The organism is Staphylococcus sp. FSL W8-0305 (assembly GCF_037966415.1).
GTDB lineage: Bacteria > Bacillota > Bacilli > Staphylococcales > Staphylococcaceae > Staphylococcus > Staphylococcus aureus.
The window spans coordinates 1925474-1947476 of the sequence record NZ_CP150198.1 but is presented as its reverse complement, the minus strand read 5'-3'; the positions used below and the strand labels follow the sequence as shown (position 1 = coordinate 1947476).

Annotated in this window: 19 protein-coding genes and 2 pseudogenes; 20 read left to right on the top strand and 1 reads right to left on the bottom strand. The window is 34.5% G+C overall.

Annotated features, from left to right (window positions below; all coding sequences use genetic code 11):
* Positions 1-112 precede the first annotated feature (112 nt).
* The 20 genes and pseudogenes from sbnA to NST10_RS09425 all read left to right on the top strand — a co-directional run bounded on the left by sbnA (position 113) and on the right by NST10_RS09425 (position 21022).
* On the top strand, positions 113-1093 hold the full coding sequence (gene sbnA, locus NST10_RS09520) for a 2,3-diaminopropionate biosynthesis protein SbnA (protein ID WP_000570808.1): 981 nt from the start codon (positions 113-115) through the stop codon (positions 1091-1093).
* Entirely contained in the window at positions 1090-2100 is a 1011-nt protein-coding gene (gene sbnB / locus NST10_RS09515) for an N-[(2S)-2-amino-2-carboxyethyl]-L-glutamate dehydrogenase SbnB (RefSeq protein ID WP_001078457.1), read from the top strand. Before sbnA ends, sbnB begins: the two co-directional genes overlap by 4 nt.
* 20 nt (positions 2101-2120) lie before the next feature.
* Positions 2121-3875: a staphyloferrin B biosynthesis protein SbnC gene (gene sbnC, locus NST10_RS09510; RefSeq protein ID WP_001179395.1), complete on the top strand. Its 1755-nt coding sequence runs from the start codon at positions 2121-2123 to the stop codon at positions 3873-3875.
* A complete protein-coding gene (sbnD, locus tag NST10_RS09505) occupies positions 3868-5124 on the top strand; it encodes a staphyloferrin B export MFS transporter (protein WP_000610053.1) in 1257 nt (418 codons plus the stop codon). The genes sbnC and sbnD overlap by 8 nt, the downstream gene beginning before the upstream one ends.
* Positions 5114-6850 (top strand): L-2,3-diaminopropanoate--citrate ligase SbnE, encoded by a 1737-nt coding sequence (sbnE, locus tag NST10_RS09500; RefSeq protein ID WP_001179895.1) that lies wholly within the window; start codon positions 5114-5116, stop codon positions 6848-6850. The genes sbnD and sbnE overlap by 11 nt, the downstream gene beginning before the upstream one ends.
* Complete coding sequence (sbnF, locus tag NST10_RS09495) at positions 6759-8609, top strand: 3-(L-alanin-3-ylcarbamoyl)-2-[(2-aminoethylcarbamoyl)methyl]-2-hydroxypropanoate synthase SbnF (RefSeq protein WP_001794515.1); 1851 nt, start codon at positions 6759-6761, stop codon at positions 8607-8609. Before sbnE ends, sbnF begins: the two co-directional genes overlap by 92 nt.
* Positions 8584-9360 (top strand): staphyloferrin B biosynthesis citrate synthase SbnG, encoded by a 777-nt coding sequence (gene sbnG, locus NST10_RS09490; protein WP_001186805.1) that lies wholly within the window; start codon positions 8584-8586, stop codon positions 9358-9360. Before sbnF ends, sbnG begins: the two co-directional genes overlap by 26 nt.
* Positions 9360-10562 (top strand): staphyloferrin B biosynthesis decarboxylase SbnH, encoded by a 1203-nt coding sequence (gene sbnH / locus NST10_RS09485; RefSeq protein WP_001223717.1) that lies wholly within the window; start codon positions 9360-9362, stop codon positions 10560-10562. The genes sbnG and sbnH overlap by 1 nt, the downstream gene beginning before the upstream one ends.
* A gap of 3 nt (positions 10563-10565) precedes the next feature.
* Entirely contained in the window at positions 10566-11330 is a 765-nt protein-coding gene (gene sbnI / locus NST10_RS09480) for a bifunctional transcriptional regulator/O-phospho-L-serine synthase SbnI (RefSeq protein WP_001015549.1), read from the top strand.
* A 195-nt stretch (positions 11331-11525) separates the two neighbouring features.
* Positions 11526-12152 (top strand): MFS transporter, encoded by a 627-nt coding sequence (locus tag NST10_RS09475; protein ID WP_000414632.1) that lies wholly within the window; start codon positions 11526-11528, stop codon positions 12150-12152.
* Between the two features lie 210 nt (positions 12153-12362).
* Entirely contained in the window at positions 12363-13139 is a 777-nt protein-coding gene (locus tag NST10_RS09470) for a (S)-acetoin forming diacetyl reductase (RefSeq protein ID WP_000183771.1), read from the top strand.
* A 143-nt stretch (positions 13140-13282) separates the two neighbouring features.
* Positions 13283-13404, top strand: a pseudogene (locus NST10_RS09465) (hypothetical protein).
* Positions 13405-13473: 69 nt separating this feature from the next.
* Complete coding sequence (locus NST10_RS09460) at positions 13474-14454, top strand: NAD-dependent epimerase/dehydratase family protein (RefSeq protein WP_001793810.1); 981 nt, start codon at positions 13474-13476, stop codon at positions 14452-14454.
* Positions 14417-15106, top strand: coding sequence for a sugar transferase (locus NST10_RS09455; RefSeq protein ID WP_000736089.1), 690 nt, complete (start codon positions 14417-14419; stop codon positions 15104-15106). The genes NST10_RS09460 and NST10_RS09455 overlap by 38 nt, the downstream gene beginning before the upstream one ends.
* Before the next feature lie 209 nt (positions 15107-15315).
* A complete protein-coding gene (locus NST10_RS09450) occupies positions 15316-16482 on the top strand; it encodes a glycosyltransferase family 4 protein (protein WP_000692497.1) in 1167 nt (388 codons plus the stop codon).
* The gene (locus tag NST10_RS09445; RefSeq protein ID WP_000431241.1) at positions 16463-17701 is read left to right on the top strand and encodes an O-antigen ligase family protein; all 1239 of its coding nucleotides are present in this window, start codon (positions 16463-16465) and stop codon (positions 17699-17701) included. The genes NST10_RS09450 and NST10_RS09445 overlap by 20 nt, the downstream gene beginning before the upstream one ends.
* On the top strand, positions 17691-19121 hold the full coding sequence (locus NST10_RS09440; RefSeq protein WP_000834095.1) for a lipopolysaccharide biosynthesis protein: 1431 nt from the start codon (positions 17691-17693) through the stop codon (positions 19119-19121). The genes NST10_RS09445 and NST10_RS09440 overlap by 11 nt, the downstream gene beginning before the upstream one ends.
* Before the next feature lie 267 nt (positions 19122-19388).
* Positions 19389-19988 carry a superoxide dismutase gene (locus NST10_RS09435; protein WP_000874681.1) on the top strand — a complete coding sequence of 200 codons (600 nt, stop codon included), beginning with the start codon at positions 19389-19391 and terminating at the stop codon, positions 19986-19988.
* Positions 19989-20356: 368 nt separating this feature from the next.
* Positions 20357-20898 (top strand): annotated as a pseudogene (locus tag NST10_RS09430) (hypothetical protein).
* A complete protein-coding gene (locus NST10_RS09425) occupies positions 20831-21022 on the top strand; it encodes an LPXTG cell wall anchor domain-containing protein (protein WP_306298166.1) in 192 nt (63 codons plus the stop codon). The pseudogene NST10_RS09430 and the gene NST10_RS09425 overlap by 68 nt, the downstream one beginning before the upstream one ends.
* Positions 21023-21123: 101 nt before the next feature.
* Here NST10_RS09425 and NST10_RS09420 read toward each other — a convergent pair whose 3' ends face one another.
* Positions 21124-21879 carry a GntR family transcriptional regulator gene (locus NST10_RS09420; protein WP_001793808.1) on the bottom strand — a complete coding sequence of 252 codons (756 nt, stop codon included), beginning with the start codon at positions 21877-21879 and terminating at the stop codon, positions 21124-21126.
* Between the last annotated feature and the right edge of the window lie 124 nt (positions 21880-22003).

The following is a 22003-nucleotide window of genomic DNA, read 5'->3' as shown; positions in this document are numbered from 1 at the left end:
TTTGACATATAAATGCATAAAAAATATAATCCTAATTACTTGATAGTGAGAATCATTATCAATTAGGTAACACACAATATTATAGAATTTTAAATTTGAGGAGGAAGCGCTTTTGATTGAAAAAAGTCAAGCATGTCACGATTCATTGTTAGATTCTGTAGGGCAAACACCTATGGTTCAACTTCATCAACTATTTCCGAAACATGAAGTGTTTGCAAAGTTAGAGTATATGAATCCTGGAGGCAGCATGAAAGATCGACCTGCCAAGTACATCATTGAACATGGTATTAAACATGGTTTAATCACTGAGAATACACATTTAATTGAAAGTACTTCTGGTAATTTAGGCATTGCGTTGGCAATGATAGCTAAAATCAAGGGATTAAAACTCACGTGTGTTGTTGATCCTAAAATATCACCAACAAATTTGAAAATTATTAAAAGTTATGGTGCCAATGTAGAAATGGTTGAAGAACCTGATGCACATGGGGGTTATTTAATGACTCGTATTGCAAAGGTGCAAGAACTGTTAGCCACTATTGACGATGCATATTGGATTAATCAATATGCGAATGAGTTAAATTGGCAATCCCATTATCATGGTGCAGGCACAGAGATTGTTGAAACAATTAAGCAACCTATAGATTATTTTGTCGCGCCAGTCAGCACGACAGGTAGCATTATGGGTATGAGTAGAAAAATTAAAGAAGTGCATCCAAACGCACAAATTGTTGCTGTTGATGCGAAAGGGTCAGTCATTTTTGGTGACAAACCTATTAATAGAGAATTACCTGGTATCGGTGCTAGTCGTGTACCCGAAATATTGAATAGATCAGAAATTAATCAAGTGATCCATGTAGATGATTATCAATCTGCTTTGGGCTGTCGAAAACTGATTGATTATGAAGGTATATTTGCTGGAGGTTCAACAGGTTCGATTATTGCAGCGATTGAGCAGTTGATAACGTCAATTGAAGAAGGTGCAACAATTGTCACGATTTTACCAGATCGAGGCGATCGTTACTTAGATTTAGTTTATTCAGATACATGGTTAGAAAAAATGAAATCAAGACAAGGAGTTAAATCAGAATGAATAGAGAGATGTTGTATTTAAATAGATCAGATATTGAACAAGCGGGAGGAAATCATTCACAAGTTTATGTTGACGCATTAACAGAAGCATTAACAGCGCATGCGCACAATGATTTTGTACAACCGCTTAAGCCGTATTTAAGACAGGATCCTGAAAATGGACACATCGCAGATCGAATTATTGCAATGCCAAGTCATATCGGTGGTGAACACGCAATTTCAGGTATTAAGTGGATAGGTAGTAAGCACGACAATCCATCGAAACGTAATATGGAGCGTGCAAGTGGTGTCATTATTTTGAATGATCCAGAAACGAATTATCCAATTGCAGTTATGGAAGCAAGTTTGATTAGTAGTATGCGTACTGCAGCAGTTTCAGTGATTGCAGCTAAGCATTTGGCTAAAAAAGGATTTAAAGACTTAACAATCATTGGTTGCGGGCTAATCGGAGACAAGCAATTACAAAGTATGTTAGAGCAATTCGATCATATTGAACGCGTTTTTGTTTACGATCAATTCTCTGAAGCGTGTGCACGCTTTGTTGATAGATGGCAACAACAGCGTCCGGAAATTAATTTTATTGCGACAGAAAATGCTAAAGAAGCAGTATCAAATGGTGAAGTAGTCATTACATGTACCGTAACGGATCAACCATATATTGAATATGATTGGTTACAAAAGGGTGCATTTATTAGCAACATTTCTATCATGGATGTGCATAAAGAAGTCTTTATTAAAGCTGACAAAGTCGTAGTAGATGACTGGTCACAATGTAATCGAGAAAAGAAAACTATTAACCAATTGGTGTTAGAAGGTAAATTCAGCAAAGAAGCACTTCATGCTGAACTAGGGCAACTTGTGACAGGTGACACACCAGGACGTGAAGACGATGATGAAATCATATTACTTAATCCGATGGGTATGGCTATCGAAGATATTTCAAGTGCTTACTTTATTTATCAACAGGCACAACAACAAAATATTGGGACAACATTGAACCTATATTAAGAATGCGAGGTGTCTGAACATTGCAGAATCATACAGCAGTCAATACAGCACAAACGATAATATTAAGGGATTTAGTTGATGCATTATTATTTGAAGATATAGCCGGTATTGTATCGAATAGTGAGATTACTAAAGAAAATGGACAAACCATTTTGATATACAAACGTGAAACACAACAAATAAAGATACCTGTTTATTTTAGTGCTTTAAATATGTTTCGTTATGAAAGTTCACAACCAATTACGATAGAGGGAAGGGCGTCTAAGCAACCTTTAACGGCAGCTGAATTTTGGCAAACAATCGCTAATATGAATTGTGATTTAAGTCATGAATGGGAAGTGGCTCGCGTTGAAGAAGGACTGACTACTGCTGCCACACAGCTTGCTAAACAATTATCAGAATTAGATTTAGCGTCGCATCCTTTTGTGATGTCCGAACAGTTTGCAAGTTTAAAAGATCGTCCATTTCATCCATTAGCTAAAGAAAAAAGAGGATTAAGAGAAGCGGATTATCAAGTGTATCAAGCTGAATTAAATCAATCATTTCCTTTAATGGTTGCAGCAGTTAAAAAGACACAAATGATTCATGGCGATACTGCAAATATTGATGAATTAGAATCATTGACAGCACCTATAAAAGAACAAGCGACAGATATGTTACATGATCAAGGGTTATCAATAGATGACTATGTACTATTTCCTGTACATCCTTGGCAATATCAACATATTTTGCCGAACGTCTTTGCGAAAGAGATTAGGGAAAAATTGGTTGTACCATTACCATTAAAATTTGGAGATTATCTATCGGCTTCAAGTATGCGTTCATTAATTAATATCGCAGCGCCGTATAACCATGTTAAAGTGCCATTTGCAATGCAGTCATTAGGCGCATTAAGGCTAACGCCTACGCGTTACATGAAAAACGGAGAACAAGCCGAACGATTATTACGTCAACTTATAGAAAAAGATGCCATGTTAGCTAAGTATGTCACAGTTTGTGATGAAACAGCTTGGTGGTCATATATGGGTCAAGATAATGATATTTTCAAAGATCAATTAGGTCATTTAACTGTTCAGCTAAGAAAATATCCCGAAGTGCTAGCCAAAAATGATACGCAACAGCTAGTGTCAATGGCAGCACTCGCGGCAAATGATCGCACCTTATATCAAATGATTTGTGGAAAAGATAATATTTCTAAAAAAGATGTCATGACGTTATTTGAAGATATCGCACAAGTCTTTTTAAAGGTAACACTATCATTTATGCAATACGGCGCATTACCAGAGTTGCATGGTCAAAATATATTGTTGTCATTTGAAGATGGACGTGTACAAAAATGCGTGTTACGTGATCATGATACTGTCAGAATTTATAAACCATGGCTAACAGCACATCAGCTTTCATTGCCGAAGTATGTCGTCAGAGAAGATACACCTAATACGCTAATTAATGAAGATTTGGAAACATTCTTTGCTTATTTTCAAACATTAGCTGTATCGGTAAATCTATATGCCATTATTGATGCAATTCAAGATTTATTTGGTGTAAGTGAGCATGAACTTATGTCGTTGTTAAAACAAATTTTAAAAAATGAAGTGGCAACTATTTCCTGGGTTACAACTGATCAGCTAGCTGTCAGACATATTTTATTTGATAAACAGACGTGGCCATTTAAACAAATTTTATTACCATTGCTATATCAACGTGATAGTGGTGGAGGTAGTATGCCTTCAGGTTTAACTACCGTACCAAATCCAATGGTGACATATGATTAATCAGTCTATATGGCGCAGTAACTTTCGCATTTTATGGCTCAGTCAGTTTATAGCGATTGCTGGACTGACAGTACTTGTGCCATTATTGCCAATTTATATGGCATCACTACAAAATCTATCAGTCGTAGAAATACAGTTGTGGAGTGGTATAGCGATTGCTGCTCCAGCTGTAACGACGATGATAGCTTCGCCGATATGGGGGAAGCTAGGTGATAAGATCAGTCGAAAATGGATGGTGCTACGAGCGTTACTTGGTTTGGCGGTATGTTTATTTTTAATGGCATTGTGTACTACACCATTACAGTTTGTACTTGTGAGGTTATTGCAGGGACTATTTGGTGGTGTTGTTGATGCATCAAGTGCGTTTGCGAGTGCAGAGGCGCCAGCTGAAGATCGTGGAAAGGTATTAGGAAGACTGCAAAGTTCAGTCAGCGCAGGGTCTCTTGTGGGACCATTAATTGGCGGTGTTACAGCTTCGATATTAGGTTTTAGTGCGTTACTGATGAGTATTGCCGTTATTACTTTTATTGTCTGTATTTTCGGTGCATTAAAATTGATTGAAACGACACATATGCCAAAATCACAAACACCAAATATTAATAAAGGTATTCGCCGTTCATTTCAATGTCTATTATGCACACAACAAACATGTCGATTTATTATCGTTGGCGTTTTAGCAAACTTTGCTATGTATGGCATGCTAACTGCATTATCACCACTTGCTTCATCAGTGAATCATACAGCGATAGATGACCGTAGTGTGATTGGATTTTTACAGTCCGCATTTTGGACGGCTTCGATATTAAGCGCGCCTTTATGGGGGCGCTTTAATGATAAATCATATGTTAAATCAGTATATATATTTGCCACGATTGCATGTGGTTGTAGTGCGATACTGCAAGGTTTAGCGACGAATGTAGAATTTTTAATGGCTGCAAGAATACTTCAAGGATTAACATATAGTGCATTGATTCAAAGTGTCATGTTTGTCGTCGTGAATGCGTGTCATCAACAACTTAAAGGCACATTTGTTGGTACGACAAATAGTATGTTAGTTATTGGTCAAATTATTGGTAGTCTTAGTGGCGCTGCCATTACAAGTTATACTACACCAGCTACTACGTTTATCGTTATGGGCATAGTATTTGCTGTAAGTAGTTTATTTTTAATTTGTTCAACCATCACTAATCAAATCAACGATCACACATTAATGAAATTATGGGAGTTGAAACAAAAAAGTGCAAAATAAAGAATTAATACAACATGCAGCGTATGCGGCTATCGAACGTATTTTAAATGAATATTTTAGAGAAGAAAATTTATATCAAGTACCACCTCAAAATCATCAATGGTCTATACAATTATCTGAGCTCGAAACGTTAACAGGTCAATTCGCTTATTGGTCTGCGATGGGGCATCATATGTATCATCCAGAAGTATGGCTTATTGATGGTAAAAGTAAGAAATTAACAACATATAAAGAAGCCATTGCGCGTATTTTGCAACATATGGCTCAAAGTGCAGATAATCAAACGGCAGTGCAACAACATATGGCGCAAATTATGTCTGACATCGATAATAGCATTCATCGCACGGCGCGTTATTTGCAAAGTAACACAATAGACTACGCAGAGGATCGCTATATCGTTTCAGAACAATCTTTATATTTAGGTCATCCATTTCATCCGACTCCTAAGAGTGCAAGTGGGTTTTCAGAAGCAGATTTAGAGAAATATGCACCCGAATGTCATACATCATTCCAATTGCATTATTTAGCTGTGCATCAAGATGTTCTGCTCACGCGCTATGTAGAAGGTAAAGAAGATCAGGTTGAGAAAGTGTTGTATCAATTAGCAGATATAGACATATCAGAGATACCCAAAGATTTTATTTTATTACCAATACATCCTTATCAAATCAATGTGTTGCGACAGCATCCACAGTATATGCAATATAGTGAACAAGGTTTGATAAAAGACCTTGGCGTTTCCGGTGATTCAGTGTACCCGACGTCTTCGGTTAGAACTGTATTTTCAAAAGCATTAAACATTTATTTGAAATTACCGATACACGTTAAAATCACTAATTTTATACGTACGAATGACCTTGAACAGATTGAACGGACAATTGATGCCGCGCAAGTTATCGCATCAGTCAAAGATGAGGTTGAAACACCCCATTTTAAATTGATGTTTGAAGAAGGATATCGTGCATTGTTACCGAATCCATTAGGGCAAACAGTTGAACCTGAAATGGATTTATTAACAAATAGTGCCATGATTGTTCGTGAAGGGATACCGAATTACCATGCTGATAAAGATATTCATGTATTGGCGTCATTATTTGAAACGATGCCTGATTCACCGACCTCTAAGTTATCACAAGTGATTGAGCAAAGTGGTTTAGCACCAGAAGCATGGCTTGAATGTTATTTGGATCGTACATTATTGCCGATATTAAAGCTGTTTAGTAACACAGGCATTAGTCTAGAAGCACATGTACAAAATACATTAATTGAATTAAAAGATGGCATACCAGAAGTGTGCTATGTCAGAGATTTAGAAGGTATTTGTCTATCTAGAACGATTGCTACTGAAAAACAGCTTGTGCCAAATGTTGTTGCAGCATCTAGCCCTGTTGTATATGCACATGATGAAGCGTGGCATCGTCTTAAATATTACGTTGTAGTAAATCACTTAGGACATTTAGTATCAACTATTGGTAAAGCGACTAGAAATGAAGTTGTGTTATGGAAACTTGTAGCGCATCGTCTTATGACTTGGAAAAAAGAATATGCGAATAACGCAGTATTTATTGACTGTGTAGAAGATTTATATCAAACGCCGACCATTGCGGCTAAAGCGAATTTGATGAGTAAATTGAATGATTGTGGTGCAAACCCTATTTATACACATATACCAAATCCAATTTGTCATAACAAGGAGGTATCGTATTGTGAATCAAACAATTCTTAATCGTGTAAAGACTAGAGTGATGTACCAATTGGTATCATCGCTTATTTATGAGAATATTGTTGTGTATAAAGCGTCATATCAAGATGGTGTCGGTTATTTTACAATAGAAGGAAATGATTCAGAGTATCGTTTTACTGCTGAAAAGACACATAGCTTTGATCGTATACGTATCACATCACCAATTGAGCGTGTCGTAGGAGATGAGGCAGATACAACAACAGACTATACACAATTACTGAGAGAGGTTGTATTTACATTTCCTAAAAATGATGAAAAGCTAGAACAATTTATTGTCGAGTTATTACAGACAGAACTAAAAGATACGCAAAGTATGCAGTATCGAGAATCAAACCCACCAGCAACACCTGAGACATTTAACGACTATGAATTTTATGCGATGGAAGGGCATCAGTATCATCCAAGTTACAAATCACGTTTAGGATTTACGTTGAGTGATAATTTGAAATTTGGTCCTGACTTTGTACCAAACGTTAAACTGCAGTGGTTAGCTATCGACAAAGATAAAGTAGAAACGACGGTATCAAGAAATGTTGTAGTTAACGAAATGTTACGTCAACAAGTTGGCGATAAGACTTATGAACATTTTGTACAGCAAATTGAAGCGTCTGGCAAACATGTAAATGATGTTGAGATGATACCTGTACACCCATGGCAGTTTGAACATGTCATTCAAGTTGATTTGGCTGAAGAAAGGCTTAATGGCACAGTACTATGGTTAGGGGAAAGTGATGAGCTATATCACCCTCAACAATCGATTCGTACGATGTCGCCAATAGACACGACAAAATATTATTTAAAGGTACCAATAAGTATAACGAATACTTCAACGAAACGAGTGTTGGCGCCTCATACAATTGAAAATGCAGCGCAAATTACGGATTGGTTAAAGCAGATACAGCAACAAGATACGTATTTAAAAGATGAATTAAAGACAGCTTTTCTAGGGGAAGTCTTAGGACAGTCTTATTTAAATACACAACTTTCGCCTTATAAACAAACTCAAGTTTATGGTGCGTTAGGTGTTATATGGCGTGAAAATATATATCATATGTTAATCGATGAAGAGGATGCGATACCATTTAATGCACTTTATGCGAGTGATAAGGATGGTGTACCATTCATTGAAAATTGGATTAAACAATATGGTTCTGAAGCTTGGACAAAGCAATTTTTAGCTGTAGCGATTCGTCCAATGATTCATATGCTTTATTATCACGGTATTGCCTTTGAATCGCATGCACAAAATATGATGCTCATTCATGAAAATGGTTGGCCTACACGTATTGCCTTAAAAGATTTCCATGATGGTGTTCGTTTTAAGCGTGAGCATTTAAGTGAAGCTGCTTCACACCTGACATTAAAGCCAATGCCAGAAGCACATAAAAAAGTGAATAGTAATTCATTTATTGAAACAGATGATGAACGTTTAGTACGTGACTTTTTACATGATGCATTTTTCTTTATTAATATCGCCGAAATCATCTTATTTATTGAAAAGCAATATGGTATCGATGAGAAGCTGCAATGGAAATGGGTTAAAGGCATCATTGAGGCGTATCAAGAAGCATTTCCAGAGCTGAATAACTATCAACATTTTGATTTGTTTGAACCTACGATTCAAGTTGAAAAGTTAACGACACGTCGATTATTAAGTGACTCCGAGTTAAGAATTCATCATGTTACAAATCCATTAGGTGTAGGAGGTATTACTGATGCAACAACTATCTCTGAAACATAGATTAAACAATGGTGATTCAGTTTATGGCATTTTTAATTCTATACCGGACCCATTGATGATAGAGGTTATCGCAGCAAGCGGGTATGACTTTGTTGTGATTGATACAGAACACGTGGCGATTAATGATGAGACACTAGCGCATTTAATTCGTGCAGCTGAAGCAGCGCATATTATACCAATTGTACGTGTCACTGCAGTGATAGATAGAGATATCATTAAAGTGTTGGATATGGGTGCGAGAGGTATTATTGTGCCACACGTTAAAGATCGTGAGACAGTTGAGCATATTGTGAAATTAAGTCGTTATTACCCGCAAGGATTAAGAAGTTTGAATGGTGGTCGCATGGCAAGATTTGGACGTACACCATTACTTGATGCAATGGAGATGGCTAATGAGCATATTATGGTGATTGCCATGATAGAAGATGTTGAAGGGGTTATGGCCATTGACGATATAGCACAAGTCGAAGGTTTAGACATGATAGTCGAAGGTGCCGCAGATTTATCCCAGTCACTTGGCATACCATGGCAAACGCGTGATGATCAAGTAACATCACATGTTCAACATATTTTTGAAGTTGTGAATGCACATGGTAAACATTTTTGTGCATTACCACGTGAAGATGAAGATATTGCAAAATGGCAGGCACAAGGTGTACAAACATTTATTTTAGGTGATGATCGCGGAAAAATATATCGCCATTTAAGTGCATCTCTAGCGACGTCTAAACAGAAGGGGGATGAAGACTAATGCGTATAGTTCAACCTGTTATTGAACAGTTAAAAGCACAATCTCATCCAGTTTGTCATTATATCTATGATTTAGTCGGACTGGAACATCATTTGCAACATATTACATCGTCATTGCCTAGTAATTGTCAGATGTACTATGCAATGAAAGCAAATAGTGAACGAACAATCCTAGATACAATTAGTCAGTATGTTGAAGGATTCGAAGTTGCATCTCAAGGTGAAATAGCAAAAGGTCTTGTTTTTAAACCAGCAAATCATATTATTTTTGGTGGCCCTGGTAAGACAGACGAGGAACTAAGATATGCAGTAAGTGAAGGTGTTCAGCGTATTCATGTTGAAAGTATGCATGAATTACAACGGCTAAATGCCATCTTAGAAGATGAAGATAAGACACAACACATTTTATTGCGTGTTAATTTAGCAGGACCATTTCCCAATGCAACGTTGCATATGGCAGGACGCCCAACACAATTTGGTATTTCTGAAGACGAAGTTGATGATGTCATTGAAGCTGCGCTAGCAATGCCAAATATTCATCTAGATGGATTTCATTTTCATTCTATTTCTAACAATTTAGACTCGAATTTACATGTCGATGTAGTGAAACTTTATTTTAAAAAAGCAAAGGCATGGTCTGAAAAACATCAATTTCCTCTCAAACATATCAATCTTGGTGGTGGCATAGGCGTTAACTATGCAGATTTAACTAGCCAATTTGAGTGGGATAATTTTGTAGAAAATTTTAAAACACTTATCGTTGAGCAAGAAATGGAAGATGTGACATTGAACTTTGAATGTGGGCGCTTTATTGTGGCACATATTGGTTACTATGTGACAGAAGTGCTAGACATTAAGAAAGTACATGGTGCTTGGTATGCCATTTTAAGAGGAGGTACGCAACAATTTAGACTGCCGGTATCTTGGCAGCATAACCATCCTTTTGACATTTATCGCTATAAGGACAATCCATATTCATTTGAAAAAGTTTCAATTTCGAGACAGGACACAACGTTAGTCGGTCAATTATGTACACCGAAAGATGTCTTTGCTAGAGAAATACAGATAGAGGCAATCAGTACAGGCGACGTTATTGTTTTCAAATATGCAGGTGCATACGGATGGTCTATTTCACATCACGATTTCTTAAGCCATCCACATCCTGAATTTATTTATTTAACGCAAACAAAGGAGGATGAATAACTATTGAATCATATTCATGAACATTTAAAATTGGTACCAGTAGATAAGATTGATCTTCACGAAACATTCGAACCTTTAAGATTGGAAAAAACGAAAAGTAGTATTGAAGCAGATGATTTTATACGTCATCCTATTTTAGTGACAGCGATGCAACATGGTAGATATATGGTTATAGATGGTGTGCATCGGTATACAAGTTTGAAAGCGTTAGGATGTAAGAAAGTTCCAGTGCAAGAAATCCATGAAACACAATATTCAATTAGTACATGGCAACATAAAGTTCCATTTGGTGTGTGGTGGGAAACGTTACAACAAGAACATCGCTTACCATGGACTACTGAGACAAGACAAGAAGCGCCATTTATTACGATGTGTCATGGTGATACAGAACAATATTTGTATACAAAAGATTTAGGCGAAGCACATTTTCAAGTATGGGAAAAGGTTGTCGCAAGTTATAGTGGTTGTTGTTCTGTAGAGAGAATTGCACAAGGTACATATCCTTGTCTTTCTCAACAAGATGTACTCATGAAGTATCAGCCATTGAGTTATAAGGAAATTGAAGCGGTTGTTCATAAAGGGGAAACTGTGCCAGCAGGTGTGACACGCTTTAATATTTCAGGACGATGTCTTAATCTTCAAGTACCACTGGCATTACTTAAACAAGATGATGATGTTGAACAACTGCGCAATTGGAAGCAGTTTTTAGCAGATAAGTTTGCCAATATGAGATGTTATACTGAAAAAGTATACTTGGTGGAGCAATAGTTTTACTGTGATGTTGAGGGAAATATGATGATTTAGCCTATTAATAGCGAAAATATAATAAAACAATATAGTGTGGAGAACTTTTGATATTTTATAAATATTGAAGTTCTCCATTTTTGTATTTTGCATATAAAAATTAAATAAAATAAGGTATATTAAGGTAAAGTATAAATATTAAATAAATGGGGAATAGACATGGAAAAAAATGTAGAAAAATCATTCATAAAGATAGGTTTATATTTTCAAATAGCTTATATAGTACTCATGGCTATAACTTTATGTGGGTTTGTAATTTGCTATGGACTAATTTTCGGCCTTTTCTATTTATTGTCAGGTAGCAGAGCTGATTATTTAATAGTAACGATAGTTATATCGGCAATAATTTCTATATTTGTAATTATACTTTCAATCGTACCTGTCATCGTATTGGCATCTGACTTATTTAAAGAAAGGATTTCAAATGGTGTCATATTAATTGTATTGGCTATTATCGCTTTAGTATTATGCAACTTTGTATCTGCAATACTCTGGTTTGTTTCAGCCATATCTATTTTAGGTAGAAAAAAATTAGTATCTACATCAGATACTACCACTATTCAAAAAAGTAAAGGGAACGCAAATCAAGCATCACATAAAGACACGTGTAAAAAGGAACTTGATAGTCAAGACATGATGGAACATCCTGAGTTTAAAAATCCCACGACTAAAAACCTAGAAGGATTAAACGAAGAAGTACATAAAGATGAAGCTACAACTAAAGTTGACAGTGATAATACGGAACCGCCGATTGAATCAAAAGACCATGTCTCGAAAAAAGATTGATGACAAACTAATCGAGAGACTTAAAAAATAATATTCAACATAAACACTTTTAAAACGACATTTAAACGCATTGCCAATCACTAAAGGTAGTGCGTTTAACTATACCTTAAATATCTGAATATTTTGTTAAATGGAGTTACCTTTGTTGTACTATTCAAATGAAGAGGAGTAAAATGTAATTAAAGGAAAGTAATTTGAGGAGTGATCTTTATGACAAACAACAAAGTAGCATTAGTAACTGGCGGAGCACAAGGGATTGGTTTTAAAATTGCAGAACGTTTAGTGGAAGATGGTTTCAAAGTAGCAGTTGTTGATTTCAATGAAGAAGGGGCAAAAGCAGCTGCACTTAAATTATCAAGTGATGGTACAAAAGCTATTGCTATCAAAGCAGATGTATCAAACCGTGATGATGTATTTAATGCAGTAAGACAAACTGCAGCGCAATTTGGCGATTTCCATGTCATGGTTAACAATGCCGGCCTTGGACCAACAACACCAATCGATACAATTACTGAAGAACAGTTTAAAACAGTATATGGCGTGAACGTTGCAGGTGTGCTATGGGGTATTCAAGCCGCACATGAACAATTTAAAAAATTCAATCATGGCGGTAAAATTATCAATGCAACATCTCAAGCAGGCGTTGAGGGTAACCCAGGCTTGTCTTTATATTGCAGTACAAAATTCGCAGTGCGAGGTTTAACACAAGTAGCCGCACAAGATTTAGCGTCTGAAGGTATTACTGTGAATGCCTTCGCACCTGGTATCGTTCAAACACCAATGATGGAAAGTATCGCAGTGGCAACAGCCGAAGAAGCGGGTAAACCTGAAGCATGGGGTTGGGAACAATTTACAAGTCAGATTGCTTTGGGCAGAGTTTCACAACCCGAAGATGTTTCAAATGTAGTGAGCTTCTTAGCTGGTAAAGACTCTGATTACATTACTGGACAAACAATTATTGTAGATGGTGGTATGAGATTCCGTTAATAATCATCCATTAATAATAAATAAATCCTTATTGTTAAGTTTAATCACTTAGCAGTAAGGATTTTTTAGTGCACTTAGAAGGGATTGTATTAGTAGAAAATTAATAACAGAAGCTCTTAAGTGAGTTATGATGTCACAGTCTAATGCATCAGTTGAAAGCATTACTAAATTCTATCAAGCATAGTTACGCTAAAACATCATAAAACACCACTATCTAATTTATCTACATAAAAATTCACAAAGTTATCGCATTTTATTTTTATAAATAAAAAATACCGATAAAAAGCTTACAATACTTTATGTTTTTGTGATATATTTTTAATGTATAAATGAGGTGGAAGATTTGGAAAAAGTTTTGATAACTGGTGGGGCTGGTTTTATTGGGTCACATTTAGTAGATGATTTGCAACAAGATTATGATGTTTATGTTCTAGATAACTATAGAACAGGTAAACGAGAAAATATTAAAAGTTTGGCTGACGATCATGTGTTTGAATTAGATATTCGTGAATATGATGCAGTTGAACAAATCATGAAGACATATCAATTTGATTATGTTATTCATTTAGCAGCATTAGTTAGTGTCGCTGAGTCGGTTGAGAAACCTATCTTATCTCAAGAAATAAACGTCGTAGCAACGTTGAAATTATTAGAAACCATTAAAAAATATAACAGTCATATAAAACGATTCATCTTTGCATCATCTGCAGCCGTTTATGGTGATTTACCTGATTTACCTAAAAGTGATCAATCATTAATTCTACCATTATCACCATATGCAATAGATAAATATTACGGCGAACGTACGACATTAAATTATTGCTCGCTATATAACATTCCAACAGCTGTTGTTAAATTCTTTAATGTATTTGGGCCAAGGCAAGATCCTAAGTCTCAATATTCAGGTGTGATTTCAAAAATGTTCGATTCATTTGAACATAACAAGCCTTTTACATTTTTTGGCGATGGTCTGCAAACGAGAGACTTTGTTTATGTTTATGATGTTGTTCAATCTGTGCGCTTAATTATGGAGCATAAAGATGCGGTTGGACATGGTTATAACATTGGTACGGGTACATTTACGAATTTGCTAGAGGTTTATCGCATTATTGGTGAATTATATGGAAAATCAGTCGAGCATGATTTTAAAGAAGCAAGAAAGGGAGATATTAAGCATTCTTATGCAGATATTTCTAATTTAAAAGCATTAGGATTTGTTCCTAAATACACTGTGGAAACAGGCTTAAAGGATTACTTTAATTTTGAGGTAGATAATATTGAAGAAGTTACAGCGAAAGAAGTGGAAATGTCGTGAAATTGGCATTGAAGCTGTCCATAATAAGGGTTACGCCTATCAAAGAAAATTAGACACACTAGAAGAAGTAAAAAAGGGCTATTTTCCAATCAAACGTGCGATTGACTTGGTATTAAGTATCGTTTTATTATTTTTAACATTTCCGATTATGTTCATATTCGCCATTGCTATCGTCATAGATTCGCCAGGAAACCCTATTTATAGTCAGGTTAGAGTTGGGAAGATGGGTAAATTAATTAAAATATACAAATTACGTTCGATGTGTAAAAACGCAGAGAAAAACGGTGCGCAATGGGCTGATAAAGATGATGATCGTATAACAAATGTCGGGAAGTTTATTCGTAAAACACGCATTGATGAATTACCACAACTAATTAATGTTGTTAAAGGGGAAATGAGTTTTATTGGACCACGCCCGGAACGTCCAGAATTTGTAGAATTATTTAGTTCAGAAATAATAGGATTTGAGCAAAGATGTCTTGTTACACCAGGATTAACAGGTCTTGCGCAAATTCAAGGTGGATATGACTTAACACCACAACAAAAATTAAAATATGACATGAAATATATACATAAAGGTAGCTTAATGATGGAATTATATATATCAATTAGAACATTGATGGTTGTTATTACAGGGGAAGGCTCAAGGTAGTCTTAATTTGCTTAATAAGTTTAAATAAAAGTTACATTTTAAAGATTGTGACCAATTGTTACAGTATAACGAGGAATCCCTTGAGACAGTATCAAATGGCATTAAGAAATATTTGCCATCATTGATTTGCATGGCTATAAATACTATTCATCTGATGAGATAGCCATGTTAAGAAATTGAAAGTATAGCATTAAAGGGGTTTGTAACAGTTGAAAATTATATATTGTATTACTAAAGCAGATAATGGTGGTGCACAAACACATCTCATTCAACTCGCTAACCATTTTTGCGTACACCATGATGTTTATGTCATTGTAGGCAATCATGGACCAATGATTGAACAACTAGATGCAAGAGTCAATGTAATTATTATCGAACATTTAGTAGGTCCAATTGACTTTAAACAAGATATTTTAGCTGTCAAAGTGTTAGCACAGTTATTCTCGAAAATTAAACCTGATGTTATCCATCTACATTCTTCCAAAGCTGGAACGGTCGGACGAATTGCGAAGTTCATTTCGAAATCGAAAGACACACGTGTAGTTTTTACTGCGCATGGATGGGCTTTTACAGAGGGTGTTAAACCAGCTAAAAAATTTCTATATCTAGTTATTGAAAAATTAATGTCACGTATTACAGATAGCATTATTTGTGTTTCAGATTTCGATAAACAGTTAGCGTTAAAATATCGATTTAATCGATTGAAATTAACCACTATACATAATGGAATTGCAGATGTTCCCGCTGTTAAGCAAACGCTAAAAAGCCAATCACATAACAATATTGGCGAAGTTGTTGGAATGTTGCCTAATAAACAAGATTTACAGATTAATGACTCGACAAAACATCAATTTGTTATGATTGCAAGATTTGCTTATCCAAAATTGCCACAAAATCTAATCGCGGCAATAGAGATATTGAAATTACATAACAGTAATCATGCGCATTTTACATTTATAGGCGATGGACCTACATTAAATGATTGTCAGCAACAAGTTGTACAAGCTGGGTTAGAAAATGATGTCACATTTTTGGGCAATGTCATTAATGCGAGTCATTTATTATCACAATACGATACGTTTATTTTAATAAGTAAGCATGAAGGTTTGCCAATTAGCATTATCGAAGCGATGGCTACAGGGTTGCCTGTCATCGCTAGTCATGTTGGTGGCATTTCGGAATTAGTAACTGATAATGGTATATGTATAGTGAACAATCAACCTGAAACTATTGCCAAAGTCCTGGAAAAATATTTAATAGACAGTGATTACATCAAAATGAGTAACCAATCTAGAAAACGTTATTTAGAATGTTTTACAGAGGAGAAAATGATTAAAGAAGTGGAAGACGTTTATAATGGAAAATCAACACAATAGTAAATATCTAACATTGTTACTTATCGGTTTAGCGGTTTTTATTCAGCAATCTTCGGTTATTGCCGGTGTGAATGTTTCTATAGCTGACTTTATCACATTACTAATATTAGTTTATTTACTGTTTTTCGCCAACCATTTATTAAAGGCAAATCATTTTTTACAGTTTTTCATTATTTTGTATACATATCGTATGATTATTACGCTTTGTTTACTATTTTTTGATGATTTGATATTTATTACGGTTAAGGAAGTTCTTGCATCTACAGTTAAATATGCATTTGTAGTCATTTATTTCTATTTAGGGATGATCATCTTTAAGTTAGGTAATAGCAAAAAAGTGATCGTTACCTCTTATATTATAAGCAGTGTGACTATAGGTCTATTTTGTATTATAGCTGGTTTGAACAAGTCCCCTTTACTAATGAAATTATTATACTTTGATGAAATACGTTCAAAAGGATTAATGAATGACCCTAACTATTTCGCGATGACACAGATTATTACATTGGTACTTGCTTACAAGTATATTCATAATTACATATTCAAGGTCCTTGCATGTGGTATTTTGCTATGGTCTTTAACTACAACGGGGTCTAAGACTGCGTTTATCATATTAATCGTCTTAGCCATTTATTTCTTTATTAAAAAGTTATTTAGTAGAAATGCAGTAAGTGTTGTGAGTATGTTAGTGATTATGTTAATTCTACTTTGTTTTACCTTTTATAATATAAACTACTATTTATTCCAATTAAGCGACCTTGATGCCTTACCGTCATTAGATCGAATGGCGTCTATTTTTGAAGAGGGGTTTGCATCATTAAATGATAGTGGATCTGAGCGAAGTGTTGTATGGATAAATGCCATTTCAGTAATTAAATATACATTAGGTTTTGGTGTTGGCTTAGTGGATTATGTACATATTGGCTCGCAAATTAATGGTATTTTACTTGTTGCCCATAATACATATTTGCAAATTTTTGCGGAATGGGGCATTTTATTCGGTGCGTTATTTATCATATTTATGATTTATTTATTATTTGAATTATTTAGATTCAATATTTCTGGGAAAAATGTAACAGCAATTGTTGTAATGTTGACGATGCTGATTTACTTTTTAACAGTATCGTTTAATAACTCAAGATATGTCGCTTTTATTTTAGGAATTATCGTCTTTATTGTTCAATATGAAAAGATGGAAAGGGATCGTAATGAAGAGTGATTCACTAAAAGAAAATATTATTTATCAAGGGCTATACCAATTGATTAGAACGATGACACCGCTGATTACAATACCCATTATTTCACGTGCATTTGGTCCCAGTGGTGTGGGTATTGTTTCATTTTCTTTCAATATCGTGCAATACTTTTTGATGATTGCAAGTGTTGGCGTTCAGTTATATTTTAATAGAGTTATCGCGAAGTCCGTTAACGACAAACGGCAATTGTCTCAGCAGTTTTGGGATATCTTTGTCAGTAAATTATTTTTAGCGTTAACAGTTTTTGCGATGTATATGGTCGTAATTACTATATTTATAGATGATTACTATCTTATTTTCCTACTACAAGGAATCTATATTATAGGTGCAGCACTCGATATTTCATGGTTTTATGCTGGAACTGAAAAGTTTAAAATACCTAGCCTTAGTAATATTGTTGCGTCTGTTATTGTATTAAGTGTCGTTGTTATCTTTGTGAAAGATCAATCAGATTTATCATTGTATGTATTTACTATTGCTATTGTGACAGTATTAAACCAATTACCTTTGTTTATCTATTTAAAACGATACATTAGCTTTGTTTCGGTTAATTGGATACACGTCTGGCAATTGTTTCGTTCGTCATTAGCATATTTATTACCAAATGGTCAACTCAACTTATACACTAGTATTTCTTGCGTTGTTCTTGGTTTAGTAGGCACATACCAACAAGTTGGTATCTTTTCTAACGCATTTAATATTTTAACGGTCGCAATTATAATGATTAATACATTTGATCTTGTAATGATTCCGCGTATTACTAAAATGTGTATCCAGCAATCACATAGTTTAACTAAAACGTTAGCTAATAATATGAATATTCAATTGATATTAACAATACCTATGGTCTTTGGTTTGATTGCAATTATGCCATCATTTTATTTATGGTTCTTTGGTGAGGAATTCGCATCAACTGTCCCATTGATGACCATTTTAGCGATACTTGTATTAATCATTCCTTTAAATATGTTGATAAGCAGGCAATATTTATTAATAGTGAATAAAATAAGATTATATAATGCGTCAATCACTATTGGTGCGGTAATGAATTTAGTATTATGTCTTGTTTTGATATATTTTTATGGAATTTACGGTGCTGCTATTGCGCGTTTAATTACAGAGTTTTTCTTGCTCATTTGGCGATTTATTGATATTACTAAAATCAATGTGAAGTTGAATATTGTAAGTACGATTCAATGTGTCATTGCTGCCGTTATGATGTTTATTGTGCTTGGTGTGGTCAATCATTATTTGCCTCCTACAATGTACGCTACGCTGCTATTAATTGCGATTGGTATAGTAGTTTATCTTTTATTAATGATGACTATGAAAAATCAATACGTATGGCAAATATTGAGGCATCTTCGACATAAAACAATTTAAGTATCGGTAACGCTATACTTTAGAAATTTAAGAATAAGAAGAAAAGGCAATTTCTTATTGAAAAATGGAAGTTGTCTTTTTTAATTCTCTTTAAAAGCGGGAAACAAAAGCAGTTAAATGCCTTTTTGCATTCAATATTAAATATTATATCAATTTCGAATATTTAAATTTTATATAATTGGATATAACAAATAAATAATAATTATTGCAAAACACACCCGAAATTAATTATTATAAAAGTATATTCATAAAAGGAGGAATATACTTATGGCATTTAAATTACCAAATTTACCATATGCATATGATGCATTGGAACCATATATAGATCAAAGAACAATGGAGTTTCATCACGACAAACATCACAATACGTACGTGACGAAATTAAACGCAACAGTTGAAGGAACAGAGTTAGAGCATCAATCACTAGCAGATATGATTGCTAACTTAGACAAGGTACCGGAAGCGATGAGGATGTCAGTCCGTAATAATGGCGGTGGTCATTTTAACCATTCATTATTCTGGGAAATACTATCACCTAATTCTGAAGAAAAAGGTGGCGTAATAGACGACATTAAAGCGCAGTGGGGCACTTTAGATGAATTTAAAAATGAATTTGCAAATAAAGCAACAACATTATTTGGATCAGGTTGGACTTGGTTAGTTGTTAATGATGGAAAATTAGAAATTGTGACAACGCCAAACCAAGATAATCCATTAACAGAAGGCAAAACACCAATCTTACTATTTGATGTTTGGGAGCATGCCTACTATCTGAAATATCAAAATAAACGTCCAGACTATATGACTGCATTTTGGAATATTGTTAACTGGAAAAAAGTTGATGAATTATACCAAGCAGCAAAATAATATAACTTAATATAATTGAGGTGGAGCATCTATTAGGTGTTTCACCTTTTTTGTACTTAATATCTTTACTTATTCGTTTTTGTGTAATGGGATAGCGCGTAAAAGTGGCAAAATAATAAGATAAATTTCAACTCGAAATACCTTATTATTGTTGACTATAACGATGACTTAAATGCTATATACATCAGACAACACTATTGATTAATCAACATATTGACATTAAATAAATTGACAAAATAAGTAATTATTGTGAATCTAAAGTGAAATTTTTATAAAAAATTGTAATGATTCAAAAATTTTGTTGCATTTCTTTTGTAATCATATGATAATATAAATGTAATCAAATTGTAATATAAGGGGAAAAGACAATGAAAAAATTAGCAACAGTAGGTTCTTTAATTGTAACAAGCACTTTAGTATTCTCAAGTATGCCTTTTCAAAATGCGCATGCTGACACAACTTCAATGAATGTGTCGAATAAACAAAGCCAAAATGTACAAAATCATCGCCCTTATGGCGGAGTAGTACCACAAGGAATGACGCAAGCACAATATACTGAATTAGAGAAAGCTTTACCCCAATTAAGCGCTGGCAGTAATATGCAAGACTATAATATGAAATTGTATGATGCGACGCAAAATATTGCTGATAAATACAATGTGATAATTACAACTAATGTAGGGGTATTTAAACCACATGCTGTTAGAGATATGAATGGCCATGCGTTACCTGTAACAAAAGATGGCAATTTTTATCAAACGAATGTAGATGCAAATGGTGTTAATCATGGTGGTAGTGAAATGGTGCAAAATAAAACAGGTCATATGAATCAGAACACACACATGAACCAACAGCCACACATGCAACAAGGTCATATGCAATCATCAAACCATCAAATGAACCAAAGTAACAAAAAAGTTTTACCAGCTGCTGGTGAAAGTATGACATCAAGTATTCTTACTGCAAGTATTGCCGCACTACTATTAGTATCTGGGTTATTCTTAGCATTTAGACAACGTTCAACAAATAAATAAACATCATACGTTTTAAAGTAGAAAAATCATGTGATTACCTGAAAGTTATTGTCGATTAAACAATAGCTAAACAGTCATCACATGATTTTTTTTCAATAATTTTAATAATCCGATTGTCTTATACGTGTCAGTGTTAATTCAGATATTTCCTGTGGAATATACCACTTATTAATCATAATCGGATAGGGCGTTTGTGCGTACAATGTTTCAATAATCAGCCAACAATGTGTATCACCATCAAACACGTGACTATGATTTTTGAAGTGGGGCGCTTTGGTAATAGACATTTTTAAATCTGATTGATATGCATTGCTATAAATCGTTTGCTCAACGAACGTCTTCATGTCGTCTTCGTTTTGTGTATTCACTTTAAATGTGTCAATGACATTTAACGGTATAAAGGTAAAACAAAATGCATCAGCTTGCTTAGAATGGTTGTCCTTTTTTTGATAATAGCGTTCCATTGCAATGACGGCAGAAGGATGGTTTGCAAACAAATGATTTGTATATTCACTTTCTAAATCAACACGATAATTAATTGATGACATAGATACACGATCTAATAATATTTGATCAAGTGGATGCTTAAATTGATCCATACTTGAAGCGTGTTGGGCATTTGTTTGTGGAATAACAAAGTGTCCCTTCCCTCTTGTACTCTCTACGATGCCATCTTCGGCTAACAATTTTATAGCTTGGCGCAAAGTCATACGACTGACATCAAAGCGCGCACAAAGTTCCTTTTCAGTAGGTAATGCATGGCCACTCGGATATTTTCCTATTTGAATTTCTTTATATAACGTATTATAAATCGTTAAAAATTTTGGTTGTGTTTGCGTCACGTAGACAACCTCCATAAAGTTACTTAATCATTCTCATCATACAATAATTTTTACTCGAATTGGAAAAATTATAAAAATTAAACATAGAAACAACTTGAACATTGGTTTTATGCAAGATCAGTAGAGATAACTGTAAAAT